Origin of the sequence: Hydrogenophaga taeniospiralis (assembly GCF_020510445.1) — a bacterium.
Classification (GTDB): Bacteria; Pseudomonadota; Gammaproteobacteria; order Burkholderiales; family Burkholderiaceae_C; genus Hydrogenophaga.
Map to the genome: position 1 here is coordinate 4,724,070 of NZ_JAHBAG010000001.1, position 20,407 is coordinate 4,744,476.

Consider the following 20,407-nt stretch of genomic DNA (forward strand, 5'->3'; position numbering starts at 1 on the left):
GGGCCGCCCCAAGGGAAAACGCGCCCCCTCGGGGGGCAGCGCATTACACGAAGTGAAAAGCGTGGGGGTCATGCTTTCTCGATGTTGCAGACCGTCGTCTTGGTCTCTTGCATCATGGTGACGATGTCGTAACCGTAGGTGGTGGCGGTGTTGACCGCCTCACCACGCACCACGGGGAATGCGCCATCCGGGTAGTAGGGCTTCATGTCCTCGCCCTGCCAGCGACCGGAGAAGTGGAACGGCAGGAACACCGTGTCCGGCCCCACCCGTTCGGTCACCAGGGCCTGCACGTTGATGCGTGCGCCGGTGGGGGTGTTCACCCACACGCGCTCACCATTGCGGATACCGCGCGACGCCGCAGCCGCCGGGTTGAGTTCCACGAACATCTCCTGCTGCAGCTCGGCCAGCCAGGGATTGGAGCGGGTTTCCTCGCCACCGCCCTCGTACTCGACCAAGCGCCCGCTGGTCATGATCAGCGGGAATTTCTCGTAGACCTTGTCGTCCACGTTCTTCTGCTGCAGCGACTTGTAGAGCACCGGCAGGCGCCAGCGGTTCTTCTGGTCGTCGTGGCTGGGGTACTTGGCCACCAGATCGGGGCGCGTGCCGTAGATGGGCTCGCGGTGCTGGGGAATCCCGTCGGGGAAGTTCCACACCACGGCGCGGGCCTTGGCGTTGCCGAACGGGTGGCAGCCGTGCGCCATGGTCACGCGCTGGATGCCGCCGGACAGGTCGGTCTTCCAGTTCTTGCCCTCGGCGGCGGTCTTCTCGGCGTCGGTGAGGTCGTCCCACCAGCCCAGCTTCTTGAGCAGCACGTGGTCGAACTCAGGGTAGCCGGTGGTGATCTCGGCGCCCAGCGAGTGGGAACCGTCTTCGGCCAGCAGGCTCACGCCCTCGCGTTCCACACCGAAGTTGGCGCGGAAGTTGCCGCCGCCTTCCATCACGTGTTTGGAGGTGTCGTACAGGTTGGGCGAGCCCGGGTGCTTGATGGCGGCGCTGCCATAACACGGCCAGGGCAGACCGAAGTAGTCCCCGCTCATGTCGTAGCCGGTTTCCTTGTCCACCACCTTGCCCTTGCACTTGAGCGACTTCACATCGAAGGCGCCCATGTTGCGCATGTGCGCCTTCAGGCGCTCCGGGCTCTGGCCGGTGTAGCCGATGGTCCAGACCGAAGCGTTGATCTCACGCAGGATGTCTTCGGGCACGGGCTCGTCCAGCCCCTTGATCTTCTGCATCTTGTAGTTCTTGGACAGCTCGGCGCCAAAGCCCAGCTTTTCGGCGAACTGGTGCATGATCATGTGATCGCTGCGGCTCTCCCACAGCGGGTCGATGACCTTCTCGCGCCACTGCAGCGAGCGGTTCGACGCGGTGCACGAGCCGCTGGTTTCGAACTGCGTGGCCGCCGGCAGCAGGTACACCGCGCGGTTGGGGTTGAGGTCTTCGGGCTTGCCGGGCATGGCCGCCATCGACGCGGTGGCCGAAGGGTATGGGTCCACCACCACCAGCAGGTCGAGCTTGTCCATCGCGCGCTTCATCTCCAGGCCCCGCGTCTGCGAGTTGGGCGCATGGCCCCAGAAGAAGATGCCGCGCAGGTTCGGGCCCTGGTCGATCAGCTCGTTGTTTTCCATCACGCCGTCGATCCAGCGCGAGACCGTGATGCCGGGCTTTTCCATCATGCCTTCGGCGTACTTGGCCTTGATCCAGTCGTACTCCACGCCCCAGACCTTGGCGAAGTGTTTCCACGAGCCGGCAGCGAGACCGTAGTAGCCCGGCAGCGAATCGGGGTTGGGGCCGACGTCGGTCGCGCCCTGCACGTTGTCGTGGCCGCGGAAGATGTTGGTGCCGCCACCGCTCTTGCCCACGTTGCCCAGCGCCAGCTGCAGGATGCACGAGGCGCGCACCATGGCGTTGCCGATGGTGTGCTGGGTCTGGCCCATGCACCAGACGATGGTGGCGGGCTTGGCCTCGGCCAGCATCTTCGCCACCTTGGCCATCTGCGCTTCCGGCACGCCGCAGGCCTCTTCGACCTTGTCCGGCGTCCACTTGGCCAGCACGTCTTCACGCACCTTATCCATGCCGTAGACACGGTCGTTGATGTACTTTTTATCTTCCCAGCCGTTCTTGAAGATGTGGTGCAGCAGACCGAACAGGAAGGGAATGTCGGTGCCCGAGCGGATGCGCACGTACTCGTCGGCCTTGGCCGCCGTGCGGGTGAAGCGCGGGTCCACCACGATCATCTTGCAGCCGTTTTCCTTGGCGTGCAGCATGTGCAACATGGACACCGGGTGCGCCTCGGCGGCGTTTGAGCCGATGTACAACGCGCACTTGCTGTTCTGCATGTCGTTGTACGAGTTGGTCATCGCACCGTAACCCCAGGTGTTCGCGACGCCGGCCACCGTGGTGGAGTGGCAGATGCGCGCCTGGTGGTCGCAGTTGTTGGTGCCCCAGAAGCTCACGAACTTGCGCAGCAGGTAAGCCTGCTCGTTGTTGTGCTTGGAGGAACCGACGAAGTACACCGAGTCGGGGCCGCTGGCCTCGCGCAGTTCCTTCATCTTGGCGGTGATTTCCTCCAGCGCGGTGTCCCAGCTGATGCGCTGGTACTTGCCGTTGACCAGCTTCATCGGGTAGCGCAGGCGGTACTCGCCGTGGCCGTGTTCGCGCAGGGCGGCCCCCTTGGCGCAGTGAGCGCCGAGGTTGATGGGGGAGTCGAACACCGGCTCCTGGCGCACCCAGACGCCGTTTTCCACGATGGCGTCGGTCGCGCAGCCCACCGAGCAGTGGGTGCAGACGGTGCGCTTGACCTCGATCTTGCCCGAGCCGTCGGTGGAGCCACCTTCGGCGGCCTTGGCCTTCTTCACCAGCGTGAGCTGCGTGGCGGCCAGGCCCACACCGACCCCAAGGCCGGAGCGGCGCAGGAAACCGCGGCGGTCCATGGTGGGCAGCGCGGCCGACAGGCCCCGCTGCAGGCTGTGGACGAAGGCGCTGTGCGCACGGCCGCCCTGGGCGCCGGTGGTGGGTGTTTTTTTGGTCAGCAACATGGGGTTCTCCTGCTGGCTCAGATCTGGGTGGTCTTGTAGTACTGCTTGACGTGGTCCGACAAGCTGTAGCCGCCACCCTTTTCGGGCGCCGGGCGGGGCTCGGCGGGGGTCACAGCGGTGGGCTGGGCACGCGGGATCAGGGTGGCCGCAGCGGCCAGGGCCCCGGCGGTGGAGGCACCCGCAAACAAGGTGCGGCGGTTCAGGCCGGGGCGGCCCTCGCGAGGGTCGGAAAGGGGCTTGCTCATGCATGTCTCCTGGTTGAACAAAAGCCCCTCAAACGCCACACGGCATCACTTGCGGACTTTTTGCATACGTGGAATTTACCCCCCGTTACAGGGGTGTGCAAGAAAGACTTTCCATTGGCGACATGGATTTGCAACGGACCGGGGCTCTCGCCCTCTTGCCACGTTGCAGCACGAGGTGCCGCTTCCGTTTTGATAGCCAAAAGCGTGCCATAAGTACTCACTTATTTTCCAACACAGGGACAGCGGGTCGCATCCTTCTGCGTGCCCGGGCTTCGGCACCACAGCCGCACGGGATAACCCTGATGCCCCCGAACGCCACCGCATCGCCGCCTGCGTCAGGCTGTCATGCACAGGCGCGACAACTTGTCGCAACCTGGGTTGAGCGGAGCTTCTGCGGTCACCCCGCGGGAGCGTCGGAATCGCGTGAATACCCAACTGATCTTGTAGGCTTCATCCGTAGAATGCCGCCGGGTGGAACCCAACTTCTTTCCGTCAACGCCCGAGAAAAGCCTCGAGGGCTGGCCCGACTGGTCGATCCTGATCGTCGACGACGAACAGGGCATGCTCAACTTCCTGGTCAAGACGCTGGCGCCACGCTGCCACTTCGTGATGAGCGCCGGCAGCGCCGAAGAAGGCGCCGAGTGGCTGCGCGGCCACCACGTGGACCTGATCATTCTCGACATCTCCCTGCCCGGCAAAAGCGGTGTGGCCTGGCTCAAGGAACTGCGCGAATCGGGCTTCAACGGCGAGGTGATCCTGATCACCGCTTTCGCCGATCTGGACACCGCCATCGAGGCGCTGCGCGCCGGTGCGTCCGACTTCATCCTCAAGCCGTTTCGTGTGCCGCAGATCCTCAACGCGGTGAAACACTGCGTCGAGCGCTCGCGCCTGCGCCGCGAGAACTTCGTGCTGCGCCGCGCCGTCGCCAGCGCACCGGGGCTGGGCCACGCCCTGATCGGCCAGTCGCCCGCCATGCAGGGGTTGCGCGCATCCATCGGCCGGGTCGCGCCGTTCAACAGCACCGTGCTGCTGCAGGGCGAGTCGGGCACCGGCAAGGAGCTGGTGGCGCGCGAGTTGCACGCCCGCAGCCCACGCGCCAGCGGCCCCTTCGTGCCGCTGAACTGCGCCGCCGTCTCGCCCGAGCTGATCGAGAGCGAGCTGTTCGGCCACGCGCGCGGCGCCTTCAGCGGCGCCACCCGCGCGCGCGACGGTCTGTTCCACTACGCGCAGGGCGGCACCCTGTTTCTGGACGAGATCGCCGACCTGCCGCTGCCCATCCAGGCCACGCTGCTGCGCGCCATCGAAGACCTGAAGATCCGCCCGGTGGGCAGCGAGCAGTTGATGCCGGTGAACCTGCGCATCATGGCCGCCACCAACCGCCGCCTGGCCGACGAAGTGGCCGCCGGCCGCTTCCGCAAAGACCTGTATTTCCGCCTGCAGGTGGTGGACCTCACCCTGCCCCCGCTGCGCGAACACAAGGAAGACATCGCCGCGCTGATCGCCCACTTCATGGACCAGCTCGCACCCTCGCTGGGCGTGGCGCCGCTGCGCATCAGCGACGCGGAAATGGACTTCCTGCGGCAGTACGACTGGCCCGGCAACGTGCGCGAGCTGCGCAACCTGATCGAGCGCTCCCTGATCCTGGGCACGCTCAACGTGTCGGCGCTCTACCCGGGCGAGGCCCCGCGGCAGAACGCGTCCACCGACCCCAGGCCCACCGACCTGCACACGCTGGAGAAGCAGCACATTCTCTCGGTGCTCGACTCGGTGCAAGGCGACAAGACGCGCGCGGCCCGGCTGCTGGGCGTGTCGCGCCGCACGCTGGAACGCCGCGTGGCCGAATGGAATCACTTGTGAAGGCACCCCCGCCGCGCTTCGCACGACCCCCTCAAGGGGGCAACGCGGTGCGGCCCGGCAAAGCCGGTTCCGCCGCGTTCCCGGTTAGGGCACTTCGCGCCGGAGATGGCCCTGCCCCGCCGCGCTGTGCGCGCCCAGCAGCATGACGCTCTGGCGCACGCCCCGCTGGCTCGCCACCTCGGTGCGCAACAAGCTGCTGGCCATGGCGTTGCTGCCGCTGCTGGTGGCGTTCCCGCTGCTGGTGCTGGCACTCGCGCTCTGGGGCAACGTGGCCTACGACCGCCTGCTCATCACCAAGGTGCGCAGCGATCTGGCGGTGGCGCGCGGTTATTTCGACCAGGTGCTGATCGAGGTCGGATCGGGCACGCAGGGCGTGGCCAGCTCGCAGGCCCTCTTCGCCGCCCTGCAGGCGCCCGCGCCCGACGGGCCGAGCGCCCTCCCCGCCCAACTGAACCAGGCCCGCGAACGCCTGGGCCTGGACTTTCTGGTGCTCTACCAGCCACAGGGCCAGCCGCTCGCGCGCGCCCTGCCCGCCGGCCTGAGCGCGAGCGACGCCGCCGCGCCCTTGGCGTCCATGCCCGCCGCCCTGCGCGACTCGCTGCAGGACAACCAGCAACGCGCCCAGGCCCGGCTGCTGCTGCTCGACCCGCAAGCGCTGGAAGCATTGGCGCCCCACCTGCTGGCGCGCGTGCGGCTGCCGGTGGTGCCCACACGCAACGCCGCACCGAGCACGCGCACGGTCGAAGACCGCGCCATGGTGGTGCTGTCCACCCTGCCGGTGCGCGACGCCGCAGGCCGCACCATCGCACTGCTGACCGGGGGACTGCTGCTCAACCAGAACCTCGGCTTCATCGACCACATCAACCGCATCGTCTACCCCGAAGGCTCGCTGCCCTTCGACAGCCAGGGCACGGCCACGCTGTTTCTCGACGACGTGCGCATCACCACCAACGTGCGCCTGTTCCAGGACCAGCGCGCCATCGGCACACGGGTCTCGCAGACCGTGCGCGAGGCCGTGCTGGGCCAGGGCACGACCTGGCTGGACCGCGCCTTCGTGGTCAACGACTGGTACGTCTCGGCCTACGAGCCGTTGCAGGACGTGCGCGGGCAGCGCATCGGCATGCTCTACGTGGGCTACCTCGAGGCCCCGTTCCGGCTGGTGCGCTATGCCATGCTCGGTGCCATCGGCCTGATCTTCCTGCTGGTGATGGCGCTCTCGGCGCTGTTCTCCGTGCGCTGGGCGCGCAGCATTTTTCGGCCCGTCCAGCGCATGAACCGCACCATGCAGCGGGTGCAAGCCGGCCAGGCCAGCGCGCGCGTGGGCCCGCTGCGCGCGCGCGACGAGCTCGGCGCGCTCGCCGGCCACCTGGACCAGTTGCTCGACGTGATCGACGACAAGACGCGCGCGCTGCAGCGCTGGGGCGAAGAGCTCGACGGCAAGGTGGCCGAGCGCACGCGCGAGCTCGAAGCGAGCAACGCCTCGCTGCAACTGGCGCAGCAGCAACTCGTCAAGAGCGAAAAGCTGGCGGCCATCGGCCAGCTCACGGCCAGCATCGCGCACGAGATCAACAACCCCATCGCCGTGATGCAGGGCAACCTGGACCTGATGCGCGAGACCCTGGGCGAGGCCAGCCTGCCGGTGCGCGGCGAACTCAGGCTGCTCGACGAGCAGGTCGAGCGCATGCGCATCATCGTCACGCAGCTGCTGCAGTACGCGCGCCCCACCGAATACGCGGGCTACGTGGAAAACCTGGACCTCAACCGCACGGTGGACGACTGCCTGGTGCTGGTGGCGCACCTGCTGGCGCAGACCCGCATCGAGGTGGTGCGCGAACCACAGGCCACGCAGCGCGTGGGCTTCAACCGCCAGGAGCTGCAGCAGGTCATCATCAACCTGCTGATCAACGCCATCCAGGCCATGCCCGAGGGCGGTGTGCTGCGGCTGCGCACACAAGACTGGACCGACGAACACGGCGCTGGCGGCGCCGTGCTGCGCGTGGAAGACTCGGGAACGGGCCTGGCGCCAGGCGTGGCCGAGCGCCTGTTCCGCCCCTTCTTCACCACCCGGAACGACGGCAACGGCCTGGGCCTGTGGATCAGCCTGGGGCTGGTGGAGCGCTACGGCGGCAGCATCACCGCCGCCAACCGCGAAGACGGCCAGCGCGGCGCGGTGTTCAGCGTGCGCCTGCTGACGGAGCCGCAAGCGCCGGAGGCGGTGAACACGCGGGATGGGCGGCCTGGGGGGTGAAGGGTTTGGTGCCGGGTGGTGAGTTTCGCCCCCTGAGCGGTACATCGCACTTGCGATCAACGCGGCACAAAGCGGACACTCACGCGTGGTATCCACCGCCCGCCGCACAGCCCACTCTTCACGATCTCGGGATGGCCTTCGCCGCGGGGGTGCTTTCTGCGGAGCGCCGCACAAGCAGGCGCCGCGGGCCGGAACCCTCGGCCACGAGCCGATCTGCGGGATTGCGCAATCGGCAGCGGTCAATCGACAAACAACCGCAGCCGATGCAGTCGTCCAGCGTATCGCGGAGGCGAGTCAGCTGTTCAATGCGTTCGTTCAACTGATCGCGCCAGACAGCCGACAGGCGCGACCAGTCGGCCCGTGAGGGTGCTGCGTCCTCGGGCAGCGACGCCAGCGCGGCCGCCACATCGGCCAACGAGATGCCCACGGCCTGCGCGACACGGATCAGCGCCACGCGGCGTAACACGTCGCGCGCGTAGCGGCGCTGATTGCCATCGGTGCGCCAGCCCGAGATCAATCCCTGTGCCTCATAGAAATGGAGCGTCGACACCGGCACGCCACTGCGGCGCGCGACCTCGCCGACGCTCAGCTCGGCTGGCAGTCCGGATGGATGGAGTGGTTTGGTTTTCATGGTCGCCACACAAGGCACTTGACCTCAAGTTTAGTTGAGGTTTCAGACTATGCCCTTTGGTGCAGATTCCGCGCACTTTCACCTGGAGCCAACCCATGACGACGACCCCAACCACCGCCCACACCGCCTTTCGCGTCGACCGCTTCGACGTGCCGCCCACCGCCCTTGAGCCCTTCATGGCGCGGCTGCGCACCACTCAGCGCCTGCTCGGCGAACTCGAAGGCTGCCGACAGAATCTGGTGCTGCAAGGCACGGAGCGGGGCGACTCGATAGCCATCGTCACCATTGTCGAGTGGTCCAGCGAACACGCGATGGCTGCCGCCAAAACCGCAATGCAGGCGCATTACGCCCACGAGGGCTTCGAGCCCGCCGCCTTCATGCGTGAGCTGCGCGTCCGCCCTGACATGGATGTCTACCGCCCAGTCTGAATACCAGCCTGCAACCGCTTCACACCCCTTCACCCCATCAAATCAAACCCCTGCGTCTCCACACTGACGAACGCCGCCGTGAACCCCGCCAGCGCGCCGTAAAAGCGCGCCTTGGGGTGCGCAGCGATGGCGTCGCACAGGGCCGGGGCCCAGCTCTGCACGTGGGCGCTGAAGAACTTCTGCTGCTGGGTGAGGTTGGCCACTTCCACGTCATCACCGGCGATCAGGTAGCGCATGACTTCGCAGACGCAGGCGAAGTGGTCTTCGGTTTCGTTCATGGTCTCGTCGCGCGTCAGGCCCAGGGCGGCCAGATCGCCGCGCAGCGCGGCCAGGGGCTTTTCGTTGAGGAAGCCGCTGAGGTAGTACGAGCCGAACAGGTAGACCTCGGGCTTGCCGACGCCGCCGAACAGCGCGTCGTACTCGTCGGCCACCTGCTGGTCGCTCAGTTCGCGCGCGCTGCCCACGAACTGGCGCCAGGGTTCTTCCAGAAAGCCGCCGGGCGCGGGCGCTTCGGTCACGGCCACGCGCAGCTGGGCCAGCAGCTCGGGCGTGGGCGGCGCGTAGAACAGCGCGGCCAGCAGGCCGTACACCTCGGCGCGGGCGGTTTCTTCGTCGAGGGCGGAGGAGACGGGAATGGAATCGTTCATGGCAGCTTCGGGCAATCGCTAAAGGGCTTCAAAGATCGGTGATCTTGGTCTCGCCCGGGTTCGAATAGATGTCCACCACGCGGCAGTCGCCGCACATTTTCAGGCGCTCCAGCGCCTGGCCCTGGAACATGGCGTGGCCCGAGAGCTTGGTGAGCATGACTTCGATGCCCTTCAGGGTGCCGAAGGGTTTGCCGCAGCGGATGCACTGGTAGGGCTGCGCCTCGTTGAGCACGCGCAGCTGTTTGCGCTGCTCGGTGAGCAGCAGGCGCGGCTGCAGGGTGATGGCGTTTTCCGGGCAGGTCTTTTCGCACAGGCCGCACTGCACGCAGTTCTTTTCGATGAAGCGCAGCTGCGGGCGCTCGGCGTTGTCTTGCAGCGCGCTGGCCGGGCAAGCGCTCACGCAGCTCAGGCACAGCGTGCAGCTGTCCTTGTTGACGGTGATGCTGCCCAGCAGCGAGGCCGCTGGCAGTTCGATGACGTCGGCGGTGCGCGCACGCGTGCTGCTGTCCTGCACCAGGTGGTCGAGCGCCAGTTCCACCGTGGCGCGCTTCTCGGCCTGCACCGCGAAGCTGGCGCGACGCGTCACGCCCTGGGCCGGTGCCACGCCGAGTTCGGCGTCCAGCGCCATCAGGTCGCGCGCGTCGCGGGCCTCGATCAGCTTGAAGTGTTGTCCCGTGTAGCCCAAGCCGCTGACGATGGCCTGCGCCACCGCCATCTGCTCGCGCACGGCGTCGCGGTACTGCGGCGCTTCTTCGCCCGTCATCAGCACCCAGACCTGGGAGGCGCCGTAGGCCAAGGCGGTGAGCCAGACGTCCAGCCCCATGGACGCGGTGTGCCACAGCGGCAGCGGGATCACGCGCGCGGGCACGCCGCGCACGGTCTTGTCCAGCGCGGCGGCGCGGCCCAGGTCGCCGATCAGCGCCGCGCCGGCTTCCTGGCTGTGCAGCAGCAGGGCGGCGTCCTTTCCGCCGGCTTTGGCGTAGGTGGCCAGCAGGGTGCGCAGTTTCACGCCCTGCTCGCTGGCGCGCGGGTAGGCGTAGCTCAGCGCGCCGGTGGGGCAAACGGTGGTGCAGGTGCCGCAGCCCACGCAGAGGTTGGGGTTGACAACGATCTGGTTTCTTTTCAGGTCGCTGCTGATGGCCGAGGCCGAGCAGATGTCGACGCAGGCGTTGCAGCCCACTTGCTCGTTGCGGCCGTGCGCGCAGAGCTTCTGTTTGTAGGTGAAGAACTTCGGTTTCTCGAACTCGCCCACCAGGTCGCGCAGGCGAATCAGCGCCTGCAGGGCCGCGGCATCGTTCAGACCACCGGGCAGGTGCGTGTAGCCCTGCGGCAGGGCGTGCTGCGTGAAGGCCGGCGCTTTGCGCAGGTCCAGCACCAGGTCGAAGTTTTCGCTGCGGCTCTGCGGTTCGCGCTGGAAGTTGATGGCGCCCGCGGCCTCACAGGCCTTCACGCAGGCGCGGTGCGAGCGGCAGCGGTCCATGTCGATCTGGTAGTCCAGGCCGATCGCGTCTTCCGGGCAGGCCGCGATGCAGGCGTTGCAGCGCGTGCACAGGTCCAGGTCGATCGGGTTGCTGGTGCGCCACTGCACTTCAAAGGCGCCGAGCCAGCCGCGCACCTGCGGCAGCTCGCCCGCGATCACCGGGTAGCGGCGTGCCTGCATGCCGGCGCCGCCGGTGGCCATGATGGTCACGTCCAGCGCGTCGGCCACCAGGTCCGCGGCGCGTTCGGCGTCTTCCAGCGCGCCGATCACCAGCAGCCGCCCTTCGCTGCGGTAGGTCACCGTGGGCACGGGCTCGGCGTCGGGCAGGCGAGCCGCGGTGAGCAGCGCCGCCATCTTCGGCGTGGACTGCGCGGCCTCGCGGCCCCAGCCGCCGGTTTCGCGGATGTTCACGAACCGGATCGGCCGCACGTCGAGCGACACGGCGCCTTCGGTCTGCTCCGAGAGTTCGGTGAACAGCCGGCTTTCCTGCGTGCAGGCCACCACCAGATCTTCGCCGCTGCGGCAGGCCTTCTGGAAGGCGGGCGCGTCGCGGCGGCAGAGCGTGGTGTGCAGTGTCAGGTCTTCATCCAGCGCCTCGCCCAGGGCCTTGGGGTTCAGCGGCATGGTCTGGTTGCAGTTGCAGATCAGCGTGGTCATCGTGGGGTTCTGGTTGGTCCGGCCGAGCGACCTGTTCGGGCGCATCGGCCTGGGGAGCCTGGGCCTCTTCGGGCGCTGCGGCGTGTTCTTCGGCGGCGGCAACGGGAGCAGACGCCGCCGGGGTTTTCACTTCGTTGGGGTCGTCGACCAGTTTCAGGAATTGCGCGCCGACCATCTTGGCCATTTCGGCGGCGGACAGCGGGCTGGGTTTCGAATAGTCGTCGATGTAGATGTCGAGCCCGTCCATCACGTTGTAACGCGGATCGGTGAAGAGCTTTTTCACCGCGGCGTTGCGCACCTCGGCCGGTACGCCGCGCGCCACGAAGGGCTTGAAGTCACCGTCCAGCGACAGGCGGGCCACGTCTTCCAGCGTGGGTGCGGGCGGGGGTTCGGCGGGCGCATCTTCGGGTGCCGGCGCGGCCGGAACCACGGGCGCCGCAGCCACCACAGCCACCGGGGCCACGGGCTGCGCCGGTGGCTCGGGCGGCAAGGGAATGCCGCTGCGCACCTGCACCTTGCGGCGCGACCAGCGCGAGAAGAAGTTGCTGTCGTCTTCGGCGGCCATGCTCACTGCCCGGAGTGCCCGCCGCCACGGAGCTTCTCGGTGCTGATGCGCACCGGCTGGCCGAAGCGGTCCGTCAGGGGCTGGAAACTTTGCGGCCGCTGGCGGCGCTTGGGCTCGGGCTGGTAGGTCGCGTCCACGAAGCCGCGCAGCCAGTCGGTCACGTCGTCCGAGGCCGCCACCTGCTCCACCCGCTCCTGTGCGTCGAGCCAGCGCCCGGCGTCGTGGTAGCTCAGCGTGACGGTCTGCGGCACGGCCATGGGTTCGCCGTCCAGCAGGCGTTCGTCGTCGGGGCGCCAGACCACCCAGAAACAGGGACTGGGGCTGTTCAGGTTCAGGAAATAGCCTTCGGCATCGTCACGGAACAGCTCCACACGAAAGCGCGGGAACAGCCAGTGCGTGCCGGGGTGCTCCGCCGCGCCCTCGACCGGCTCCACCGCCTGCGGCTCGTGCGACGCGGCGGGCGTGCTCGCGGCGGCTTCTTCGGGGCTGCTGCGCAGCAGCACGTCGGCCAGCACCCAGCGCCAGGCTTGCCAGCGGCGCATGGGACCACTGACCGGTTCGCGGCGCATGACCACGTCCACCTCGATGGCGGGGCGCTGCGCAGCGGCGGACAAGGTATGTTCAATTGTCATACGTAGTCCGCAATGTAAGCCATCCCCCGCCGCTCCAGAGGGCCAACAGGGTTCACCCCACCCCCGGGCGTGTTTTGCAAGGGAAAACCCGAGGCCCGGTGCCGCGTCGCTCAGTCTTTCAATAGGTTTCCAGGTGCAGCCGCCCCTCGCGCCTGAGCGCCGCGCCGATCTGCTCCCAGCTCAACCCGGCCTGGGTCGCCACATCGCGCAGCGCCAGCACCACACCCTCTTCCATGCTCTTCAAGCCACACACGTAGAAATACGTGTTCGGGTCCTGCAGCAGCACGGCCAGGTCGGCCGCGCGCTCGCGCATCGCGTCCTGCACGTAGCGTTTGGGTTTGTTCTTCTCGCGCGAGAAGGCGAAGTGGGTGTCGATGAAGTCCTTGGGCAGGTTCTGCAAGGGGCCGAAGTACGGCAGTTCTTCTTTCGTGCGCGCACCGAAGAACAGCATCAATTTCCCGCCCTCGAACTTGCCGCTTTGCCGCAGGCGCCGGCGCCACTCCGTCATCGCCCGCATGGGCGCGCTGCCCGTGCCGGTGCAGATCATCACGATGTTGGATTTGGGGTGATTGGGCATCAGGAAGCTGGTGCCGAAGGGCCCGATCACCTCGACCGTGTCCCCCACCTGCAGGTCGCACATGAAGTTGCTGGCCACACCGCGCACGGGCTGGCCCTGGTGGTCTTCGAGCACGCGCTTGATGGTGAGCGACAGGTTGTTGTAGCCCGGGCGCTCGCCGTTGCGCGGGCTGGCGATGGAGTATTGGCGCGGGTGGTGCGGCCTGCCCTGGGCGTCGGTGCCGGGCGGCACGATGCCGATGGATTGGCCTTCGAGCACGGGGAAGGGCATGGCGCCGAAGTCGAGCACGATGTGGTGGGTGTCGTAGTCGTGGCCGGCCTGTTTGCCCACTTCGGTCACGCGCACATTGCCGGTGACGGTGGCGGTGACGGTCTTCTGCGCGGCCTTGGGGCCGTAGAGGTTGGTGTAGGCGTGAGCGGCGCTCCAGGGCGGGATGATCGATCCGTAGGCGGCGGACTTGAAGCTTTCCTGGCCGCTGGGGTCGGTGGCGGGTGTTTCGGCGGCGGTTTCGGTCTCGGCTTCGGTCTCGGTGGTTGCGGGTTCGGCCACATCGGCCACTGCATCCCCCACGAGTGCGGCGCGCTCGGCCGCCGTGAGTTCGGCCGGCAGGTTGTCCCAGCTCAGCTGTTCGGCCAGTGAGTAGGCCTTGATGCGCGGCATGGTGCGGTAGTTGTCGATGGAGCCGGTGGGGCACGGCGAGATGCAGTCGTTGCACCAGTTGCATTTGTCGGCATCGACCACGTAGTTGCGCGAGTCGTGCGTGATGGCCTGCACCGGGCAGATGGATTCGCAGGTGTTGCAGCGGATGCAGATCTCGGGGTCGATCAGGTGCTGCTTGATCACAGCCGATGCGGCGGGCGCGTTCATGGGGGGTCTCCGTGGGGGTGTTTTGGGCAGTGTATTTCTGGGTGCTTGGCTTGTTTCGGGGTGCTACTTTTGCCTGGTTGCTGCGCTGGTCTTTTTCGGGCTTCTGGGTTGGCTTTGGGTCTTTCTCTGGCCTCTGCTTTTGCGTTGGCCTGGCGCCGCGCGACGCGGTGCGGCCGACTCCGTTCGTGTCCCCCGCCGGCCTGCGGCCAGCTCCTCCTTGACCTCACTGCGCCAGCCACACCGCGTCGCGCTGGTGGGCGCTCGCGCAGAGAGAAGAGACAGCTCCCCCTTCTGCGCCAAGGCCGCCCCTCCGGAGCGCATGCCCTAACCGGGAATGCCGCAGAACCGGCTTTGCCAAGCTGCGTCTCCGGAGCGCGGGCCTTAACCCAGGATGCCGCGGAACTGGCTTTGCCAGGCCGCAGGCATCGTCCCCCCTTCAAGCGCCGAAGGCGCGCCAGAAAGGGGGGAAGCCGCGAAGCGGCGCAGGGGGGTTATCCGAATCTCACATACTCGAAGTCCACCGGCTGCCGGTTGATGCCCATCACCGGCGGCGCAATCCAGTTGGCGAACTTGCCCGGGTCGACCACGCGGCCCATCAGGCTGGCGACAAAGGCGCGGTCGCCCTCGCTGGGCAGCCAGTGGTCGCGGTTGGCGGCCCATTCCGACTCGGACACCACGCGGCCGTCGGGTGCGACCTTCACGCCCTTCAAGAGGCCGATGTTGCGGTGGAAGGCCTTGTGCGGCACGGTCAGGCGGAACGGGATGCCGGCCTTCTCGATCACCTTGTTCCAGCGCTCCACGCCGCCGATGCTGTCCTTGATGTAGTCGTCGCGCAGCACCTCGTTGAGCGCGTTGAGCATGGGCACTTCTTTTTCGACGAGTTGGCCGTTCTGCACGTTGAGCACTTTGTAGAACTGGCCTTTGAGCACGTGGTCGTCGGTGCGTTTGCCTTCTTCGTAGCGGCCTTTCAAGCCGGTGGAGTAGAAGGTGGCGGCGTTGCTGGATTCGTCGGCGCCGAAGAGGTCGATGGTGACGCTGAAGTGGAAGTTCAGGTAGCGCTGGATGGTGGGCAGGTCGATCACGCCGGCGGCGCGCAGCTTGGCCGGGTCGTCGGTCTTGAGCTCGTTCATCACCTGGCAGGTGCGGTTGATGACGCGGCTCACACCGCTCTCGCCCACGAACATGTGGTGGGCTTCTTCGGTCAGCATGAACTTGGTGGTGCGCGCCAGCGGGTCGAAACTGCTCTCGGCCAGGGCGCAGAGCTGGAACTTGCCGTCGCGGTCGGTGAAGTAGGTGAACATGAAGAAGCTCAGCCAGTCGGGCGTCTCTTCGTTGAAGGCTTCGAGGATGCGTGGGTTGTCGGCGTTGCCGCTGTTGCGCTCCAGCAGGGCCTCGCCTTCTTCGCGGCCGTCCTTGCCAAAGTACTTGTGCAGCAGGTAGACCATGGCCCAGAGGTGGCGGCCTTCTTCGACGTTGACCTGGAACAGGTTGCGCAGGTCGTACTGGCTGGGGCAGGTCAGGCCCAGGTGGCGCTGCTGCTCGACCGAGGCCGGCTCGGTGTCGCCTTGCGTCACGATGATGCGGCGCAGGTTGGCGCGGTATTCGCCGGGGATGTCCTGCCAGGCGGCTTCGCCCTTGTGGTCGCCGAAGTGGATCTTGCGGTCGGCCTCGGCGGGGTTGAGGAAGATGCCCCAGCGGTAGTCGGGCATCTTGACGTGGCCGAACTGGGCCCAGCCCTGCGGGTCCACGCTGATGGCCGTGCGCAGGTAGACGTCGAAGTTCTGCGAGCCGTCCGGGCCCATATCGTCCCACCATTTGAGGTAGTTGGGCTGCCACTGTTCCAGCGCGCGCTGCAGCGTGCGGTCTTCGCTCAGGTTGACGTTGTTGGGGATCTTGTCGCTGTAGTCGATGGTGGACATGGGGGTCTCCTGCGGGTGGGTGAGCTGTAGCGGATGGCGGTCGAGAGAGGTGGCGCAAATGCGGGGATGCGGTGGAACCGGCTTCGCCGGGCCACTCGCATCGCCCCCTGGGGGGTGACGCGCGCAGCGCGGCGCGGGGGGTACTTAAACCCTGTTGAAATCGAAGGCCGCTTTGTCGCCCTTGCCGTAGACCTTCAGGGCGCCTTTTTCTCCCACGGCGTTGGGGCGCTGGAAGATCCAGTTCTGCCAGGCGGTCAGGCGCCCGAAGACGCGGGTGGCCATGTTTTCTTTCTGGGCGAAGCGCAGGTTGGCCTCCAGGCCGGTCAGGGCGTCGGGCGACATGGCGGCGCGCTCTTCCAGCGCCAGGCGCACCTCGTCGGCCCAGTCGATGTCGTCGGGCGCGGCGGTCACCAGCCCCAGGGCGAAGGCGGCGTCGGCGTCCAGGGCCTGGCCGATGGCGCCGCGCGCGGCTTGCATGGGGCCGGCTTCTTCGTAGAAGCGGCGCTGCAGGCGCGACTGGTCGTTCACCATGGGCAACGAACCAAAATTTTCATCGGACAAGGTCAGTCGCGGCGCTTTTTCAGGCTGATCTGGCAATGCCAGCATGTAGGTACGGTCGGCGCAAAAGGCCAGCTCAGCCAGCGTCCCGGCAAAACACGAACCCTCATCGATCAAAGCGAACAGGCTGCGAGAAGACACGTCCAGACGCGCGAAGGTGCGGCGCAGAAGCCCTTGGACCTCGCGAACCAACCAGTGATCGGCAAAGCGCTCGCGAAGCTGGTCGCACGCCAGCACAGCGGCGGCATCGCCCTCGGTTTTCAGGATCCAGGTGCCGATGTCGAGTTCGTTGGTGCGCAGGTTGAGGATGGCGTCGTCCAGTTCGCGGGCCATCTGCAGCGGGTACCAGGCGGCACCGGCGGCTTCGATGCCTGCGATGTCGGTGGGCTGGGCGCCGCTCGGGGCTTTGATGGTGAGGGTGGCGTTGCGTTTGGCGCGGTCGATGGCCACATTCACATAGGTGTAGGCCATGCCATCTTCGCTGTCGCTGCGTTCGATGCGAGGCAGGTTCACGCCTTTGGCGCCGGCCGGGCGGTCGCTCTGGGTGGCCAGTTTGGCGGCGCGTTCGCTCACGGCGGCGGCGAACTGCTGGGGCTTGGCCACGGCGTCGACCAGGCGCCAGTCCACGGCCTTTTGGCCGCGCACGCCTTCGCTGGTGGTACAGAAGATGTCGGCCAGGTCGTGGCGCACGTGGCGTTTGTCGGTCACGCGGGTCAGGCCCCCGGTGCCGGGCAAGACGCCGAGCAACGGCACTTCGGGCAGGCTGACCGCGCTGGAGCGGTCGTCGACCAAGAGGATTTCATCGCAGGCCAGGGCCAGTTCGTAGCCGCCGCCGGCGCAGGCGCCGTTCAAGGCGGCGAGGAATTTGAGGCCGGAGTGTTTGCTGCTGTCTTCGATGCCGTTGCGGGTTTCGTTGGTGAACTTGCAGAAGTTCACTTTCCAGGCGTGGCTGGAGACGCCGAGCATGAAGATGTTGGCGCCGGAGCAGAACACGCGGTCTTTGCCGCTGGTGACGACCACGGTGCGCACTTCGGGGTGTTCGAAGCGGATGCGGTTCAGGGCGTCGTGCAGTTCGATGTCCACGCCCAGGTCGTAGCTGTTGAGCTTGAGTTTGTAGCCCGGGCGGATGCCGCCGTCTTCGTCGATGTCGATCGCCAGGGTGGCAACCGCGCCATCGAAGGCGAGTTTCCAATGGCGGTATTCGCTGGGGGCGGTTCGGTAATCGACGGCATTCGGGTTCATGGCGGTCTCCTGTTGGTATGGCTGCGGGCTGCAGCGTGAAGGGCGCCGACCGTCGTTCACATCACCGGCGGGCACCGCATGACATGAATAATATTGCACATACCCGGGAACGTCAATGCATTTTTATGCACTTTACGTCACACCCAGCACCTCCCGCACCTGGGTGCGCAGCGCGTCAAAGGCATCGTCCACGCTGCGGCCACTGGTATTGAAATGCAGATCGGCCTTGGAATAGAAGGCCGAGCGCCCGGCCAGGATGCGCTTCAAGTCTTCCATGGCTTCGCGGCTCGCGGCCATGGGCCGCATGTCGCCCTGGGCCGCCACGCGGCCCATGTGGTCGGCCGCATCGGCCTGCAGCCAGACGGTGGTGCAGTGCGTGAGCAGCAGGTTGAAGTTGGCGGCGTCCGACACCAGGCCGCCGGGGGTGGCGATCACCACCTCGGGGTAGATCTGGATCGCTTCTTCCAGCGCGCGGCGCTCGTAGCGGCGGTAGGCCGGCGTGCCGTAGAGCGCGTGGATTTCGTTGATGCTGCAGCCGGCGAACTTTTCGATCTCGCGGCTGAGCTCGATGAAGGCGTAGCCCAGGTCGTCGGCCAGGCGCTGGCCCAGGGTGGATTTGCCCGCGCCGCGCAGGCCGATGAGCGCGATGCGGGCCTGGCGCCCGGCGTCGTTCACCGGTGCGGCATGCCCGTCCAGCAGGCCACCGATGGCCATGCGCACGCGCTTCAGGTCGGCCTCGTTGCGCTTCTCCAGCAGCTCGCGGATCAGCAGCCATTCGGGCGACGAGGTGGTCACGTCGCCCAGCAGCTCGGTGAGCGAACACTGCAGCGCCTGCGCCACCTGCAGCAGCACCAGGATGGAGGCGTTGCCGGTGCCGTATTCGAGGTTGGCCAGGTGGCGCTCGGACACATCCGCCGCCACCGCCACGGCCTTGCGCGTCATGCCGCGGCGCGAGCGCAGGGTGCGCACCCGCTCGCCCAGCGACACCAGGAACGGGTGGCGTGGACTGTCGTCGGGGGCCGTTTCGCCCGTGGCGGGCGTGCCGGGGGCCGCTTCCAAGGTTGCCAGGTCTTTCATGGGATATCGGTGCTTAAGGGTTAACCCTGATGGGACTTGCTTTCCAAAGAAACATGCACTTTAATGCATGAACCCAGAGACGCAAGATAGTGCATTTATAGCGGCAATCCTGCCCGGCGAACAGCCCTGTTGATCAACCTTCCTCCCGACATGAACGCCACACCCCTGCTCCCCAACTTCCTCGCCGGCCGCTGGCAAGACGGCACCGGCCACGGCGCCACCCTGCTCGACCCGGTACTGGGCACGCCGCTGGTGCGCGTGAGCAGCGCCGGGCTGGATCTGGCCGAAGGTTTTGCCTTTGCCCGCGAACAGGGTGGCACCGCCCTGCGGGCACTCACTTACCGACAACGCGCCGCGCTGCTGGGCGAGATCGTGAAGGTCTTGCAGGCCAACCGCGACGCCTACTACGAGATCGCCACCGCCAACTGCGGCACCACCACCAAGGATTCGGCGGTGGACATTGACGGCGGCATCTTCACCCTGGGCTACTACGCCAAGCAGGGTGAGGCCCTGGGCGACGCCAAGCTGCTGCTCGACGGCGAGCGCATCCGCATGGCCAAGGACCCGGTGTTCCAGACCCAGCACATCATGAGCCCCACGCGCGGCGTGGCGCTGTTCATCAACGCCTTCAACTTCCCGAGCTGGGGCCTGTGGGAAAAGGCCGCGCCGGCCCTGCTCTCGGGCGTGCCGGTGATCGTCAAACCCGCCACCGCTACCGCCTGGCTGACCCAGCGCATGGTGAAGGACGTGGTGGACGCCGGCATCCTGCCCGCGGGCGCGCTCTCGGTGGTCTGCGGCTCGTCCGCCGGTCTCATGGACCAGCTCGGCCCCTTCGACGTGGTGAGCTTCACCGGCTCGGCCGAAACGGCGCGCATCATCCGCAGCCACCCGGCCGTGGCCCAGCGCTCGGTGCGCTGCAACATCGAGGCCGACAGCCTGAACAGCGCCCTGCTCGACCCGGCCGCTGCCGCGGGCGACGAAGCCTTCAACCTGCTGGTGAACGAGGTGGTGCGCGAGATGACGGTCAAGAGCGGCCAGAAGTGCACCGCCATCCGGCGCATCTTCGTGCCGCGCGCGCTGTTCGACGCCACCGCCCAGGCCATCGCCGCCAAGCTCGCCAAGACCACCGTGGGCAACCCGCGCAACGAAGCCACGCGCATGGGTGCGCTGGTGAGCCGCGAGCAGTACGACAGCGTACTGGCCGGCATCGCCCACCTGAAGACCGAAGCCGAAGTCTTGTTCGACGGCAGCGCCGCCGCGTTGGTGGATGCCGACCCGGCGGTGGCCGCCTGCGTGGCACCGGTGCTGCTCGGCCACCGCCAGCCGGCGCAAGCCAAGGTGTTGCACGAGGTCGAGGTGTTCGGCCCGGTCGCCACCCTCATGGCCTACGACAGCCTGGAACAGGCGCTGGAGCTGATCCGCCGCGGCGAAGGTTCGCTGGTGGCTTCGGTCTACAGCGCCGACCCGGCCTTCATCGCCCACGCCGCCGGCGAGCTGGGCTCCAGCCACGGCCGCGTGCACGCCATTTCGCCCGACGTGGCCGCCGTGCAGAGCGGCCACGGCAACGTGATGCCCATGAGCCTGCACGGCGGCCCGGGCCGCGCCGGTGGCGGCGAAGAGCTGGGCGGCCTGCGCGCGCTGGGCTTTTACCACCGCAGATCTGCCGTGCAGGGCAGCACGGCGGCATTGGACATACTGTGCTCCCCCCGCGCCGCCTTCGGCGTCACCCCCTAGGGGGCGAT

At 67.2% G+C, this 20,407-nt stretch carries 15 protein-coding genes; 4 read left to right on the forward strand and 11 right to left on the reverse strand.

Translation table 11 applies throughout. The features are described from left to right. Positions 1 to 68 precede the first annotated feature (68 nt). Both KIH07_RS22680 and KIH07_RS22685 read right to left on the reverse strand, forming a co-directional pair. Complete coding sequence (locus tag KIH07_RS22680; RefSeq protein WP_226494117.1) at positions 69 to 3,035, reverse strand: formate dehydrogenase subunit alpha; 2,967 nt, start codon at positions 3,033 to 3,035, stop codon at positions 69 to 71. A gap of 17 nt (positions 3,036 to 3,052) precedes the next feature. After that, positions 3,053 to 3,280 carry a formate dehydrogenase gene (locus tag KIH07_RS22685; RefSeq protein WP_226494118.1) on the reverse strand — a complete coding sequence of 76 codons (228 nt, stop codon included), beginning with the start codon at positions 3,278 to 3,280 and terminating at the stop codon, positions 3,053 to 3,055. A gap of 471 nt (positions 3,281 to 3,751) precedes the next feature. On the opposite strand from KIH07_RS22685, the gene KIH07_RS22690 reads away from it, so the two are divergent. Both KIH07_RS22690 and KIH07_RS22695 read left to right on the forward strand, forming a co-directional pair. Beyond that, positions 3,752 to 5,137, forward strand: a complete 1,386-nt coding sequence (locus KIH07_RS22690) for a sigma-54-dependent transcriptional regulator (protein ID WP_226494119.1) — start codon at positions 3,752 to 3,754, stop codon at positions 5,135 to 5,137. 142 nt (positions 5,138 to 5,279) lie between these two features. Further along, entirely contained in the window at positions 5,280 to 7,385 is a 2,106-nt protein-coding gene (locus KIH07_RS22695; protein WP_226494120.1) for a cache domain-containing protein, read from the forward strand. 118 nt (positions 7,386 to 7,503) lie between these two features. Here the strand turns inward: KIH07_RS22695 and soxR are convergent, their stop codons facing one another. Then, positions 7,504 to 8,016 (reverse strand): redox-sensitive transcriptional activator SoxR, encoded by a 513-nt coding sequence (soxR, locus tag KIH07_RS22700; protein WP_226494121.1) that lies wholly within the window; start codon positions 8,014 to 8,016, stop codon positions 7,504 to 7,506. Positions 8,017 to 8,111: 95 nt separating this feature from the next. Here soxR and KIH07_RS22705 point away from each other — a divergent pair, with 95 nt between their 5' ends. Continuing rightward, entirely contained in the window at positions 8,112 to 8,444 is a 333-nt protein-coding gene (locus KIH07_RS22705) for an antibiotic biosynthesis monooxygenase (protein ID WP_226494122.1), read from the forward strand. Between the two features lie 29 nt (positions 8,445 to 8,473). On the opposite strand, the gene KIH07_RS22710 is transcribed toward KIH07_RS22705, so the two are convergent. The 8 genes from KIH07_RS22710 to KIH07_RS22745 form a co-directional block, all read right to left on the reverse strand. Continuing rightward, positions 8,474 to 9,091 carry a molecular chaperone gene (locus KIH07_RS22710; protein ID WP_226494123.1) on the reverse strand — a complete coding sequence of 206 codons (618 nt, stop codon included), beginning with the start codon at positions 9,089 to 9,091 and terminating at the stop codon, positions 8,474 to 8,476. A 28-nt stretch (positions 9,092 to 9,119) separates the two neighbouring features. After that, positions 9,120 to 11,195, reverse strand: coding sequence for a 4Fe-4S binding protein (locus tag KIH07_RS22715; RefSeq protein WP_226494800.1), 2,076 nt, complete (start codon positions 11,193 to 11,195; stop codon positions 9,120 to 9,122). Beyond that, positions 11,155 to 11,793 carry a DUF3306 domain-containing protein gene (locus tag KIH07_RS22720; protein WP_226494124.1) on the reverse strand — a complete coding sequence of 213 codons (639 nt, stop codon included), beginning with the start codon at positions 11,791 to 11,793 and terminating at the stop codon, positions 11,155 to 11,157. The genes KIH07_RS22715 and KIH07_RS22720 overlap by 41 nt, the downstream gene beginning before the upstream one ends. Before the next feature lie 2 nt (positions 11,794 to 11,795). Further along, the gene (locus tag KIH07_RS22725) at positions 11,796 to 12,425 is read right to left on the reverse strand and encodes a DUF3305 domain-containing protein (RefSeq protein WP_226494125.1); all 630 of its coding nucleotides are present in this window, start codon (positions 12,423 to 12,425) and stop codon (positions 11,796 to 11,798) included. Positions 12,426 to 12,543: 118 nt separating this feature from the next. After that, a complete protein-coding gene (boxA, locus tag KIH07_RS22730) occupies positions 12,544 to 13,869 on the reverse strand; it encodes a benzoyl-CoA 2,3-epoxidase subunit BoxA (RefSeq protein ID WP_226493423.1) in 1,326 nt (441 codons plus the stop codon). A gap of 491 nt (positions 13,870 to 14,360) precedes the next feature. Continuing rightward, positions 14,361 to 15,788, reverse strand: coding sequence for a benzoyl-CoA 2,3-epoxidase subunit BoxB (gene boxB, locus KIH07_RS22735; RefSeq protein ID WP_226493424.1), 1,428 nt, complete (start codon positions 15,786 to 15,788; stop codon positions 14,361 to 14,363). Between the two features lie 144 nt (positions 15,789 to 15,932). Continuing rightward, the gene (gene boxC, locus KIH07_RS22740) at positions 15,933 to 17,588 is read right to left on the reverse strand and encodes a 2,3-epoxybenzoyl-CoA dihydrolase (protein ID WP_226494126.1); all 1,656 of its coding nucleotides are present in this window, start codon (positions 17,586 to 17,588) and stop codon (positions 15,933 to 15,935) included. Between the two features lie 132 nt (positions 17,589 to 17,720). Then, on the reverse strand, positions 17,721 to 18,665 hold the full coding sequence (locus KIH07_RS22745) for a helix-turn-helix transcriptional regulator (RefSeq protein WP_226494127.1): 945 nt from the start codon (positions 18,663 to 18,665) through the stop codon (positions 17,721 to 17,723). A gap of 150 nt (positions 18,666 to 18,815) precedes the next feature. Here KIH07_RS22745 and KIH07_RS22750 point away from each other — a divergent pair, with 150 nt between their 5' ends. Next, positions 18,816 to 20,399 (forward strand): 3,4-dehydroadipyl-CoA semialdehyde dehydrogenase, encoded by a 1,584-nt coding sequence (locus KIH07_RS22750; protein WP_226494128.1) that lies wholly within the window; start codon positions 18,816 to 18,818, stop codon positions 20,397 to 20,399. Positions 20,400 to 20,407 lie beyond the last annotated feature (8 nt).

What these genes read in the sequence shown, in the direction of transcription:
- KIH07_RS22745 (WP_226494127.1), bottom strand. Translation starts at nt 18,665, where the DNA reads ATGAAAGACCTGGCAACCTTGGAAGCGGCCCCCGGCACGCCCGCCACG.
- boxA (WP_226493423.1), bottom strand. Translation starts at nt 13,869, where the DNA reads ATGAACGCGCCCGCCGCATCGGCTGTGATCAAGCAGCACCTGATCGAC.
- KIH07_RS22685 (WP_226494118.1), bottom strand. Translation starts at nt 3,280, where the DNA reads ATGAGCAAGCCCCTTTCCGACCCTCGCGAGGGCCGCCCCGGCCTGAAC.
- boxC (WP_226494126.1), bottom strand. Translation starts at nt 17,588, where the DNA reads ATGAACCCGAATGCCGTCGATTACCGAACCGCCCCCAGCGAATACCGC.
- KIH07_RS22720 (WP_226494124.1), bottom strand. Translation starts at nt 11,793, where the DNA reads ATGGCCGCCGAAGACGACAGCAACTTCTTCTCGCGCTGGTCGCGCCGC.
- boxB (WP_226493424.1), bottom strand. Translation starts at nt 15,788, where the DNA reads ATGTCCACCATCGACTACAGCGACAAGATCCCCAACAACGTCAACCTG.
- KIH07_RS22680 (WP_226494117.1), bottom strand. Translation starts at nt 3,035, where the DNA reads ATGTTGCTGACCAAAAAAACACCCACCACCGGCGCCCAGGGCGGCCGT.
- KIH07_RS22715 (WP_226494800.1), bottom strand. Translation starts at nt 11,195, where the DNA reads ATGCCGCTGAACCCCAAGGCCCTGGGCGAGGCGCTGGATGAAGACCTG.
- KIH07_RS22695 (WP_226494120.1), top strand. Translation starts at nt 5,280, where the DNA reads ATGACGCTCTGGCGCACGCCCCGCTGGCTCGCCACCTCGGTGCGCAAC.
- KIH07_RS22705 (WP_226494122.1), top strand. Translation starts at nt 8,112, where the DNA reads ATGACGACGACCCCAACCACCGCCCACACCGCCTTTCGCGTCGACCGC.
- KIH07_RS22725 (WP_226494125.1), bottom strand. Translation starts at nt 12,425, where the DNA reads ATGACAATTGAACATACCTTGTCCGCCGCTGCGCAGCGCCCCGCCATC.
- KIH07_RS22710 (WP_226494123.1), bottom strand. Translation starts at nt 9,091, where the DNA reads ATGAACGATTCCATTCCCGTCTCCTCCGCCCTCGACGAAGAAACCGCC.
- soxR (WP_226494121.1), bottom strand. Translation starts at nt 8,016, where the DNA reads ATGAAAACCAAACCACTCCATCCATCCGGACTGCCAGCCGAGCTGAGC.
- KIH07_RS22750 (WP_226494128.1), top strand. Translation starts at nt 18,816, where the DNA reads ATGAACGCCACACCCCTGCTCCCCAACTTCCTCGCCGGCCGCTGGCAA.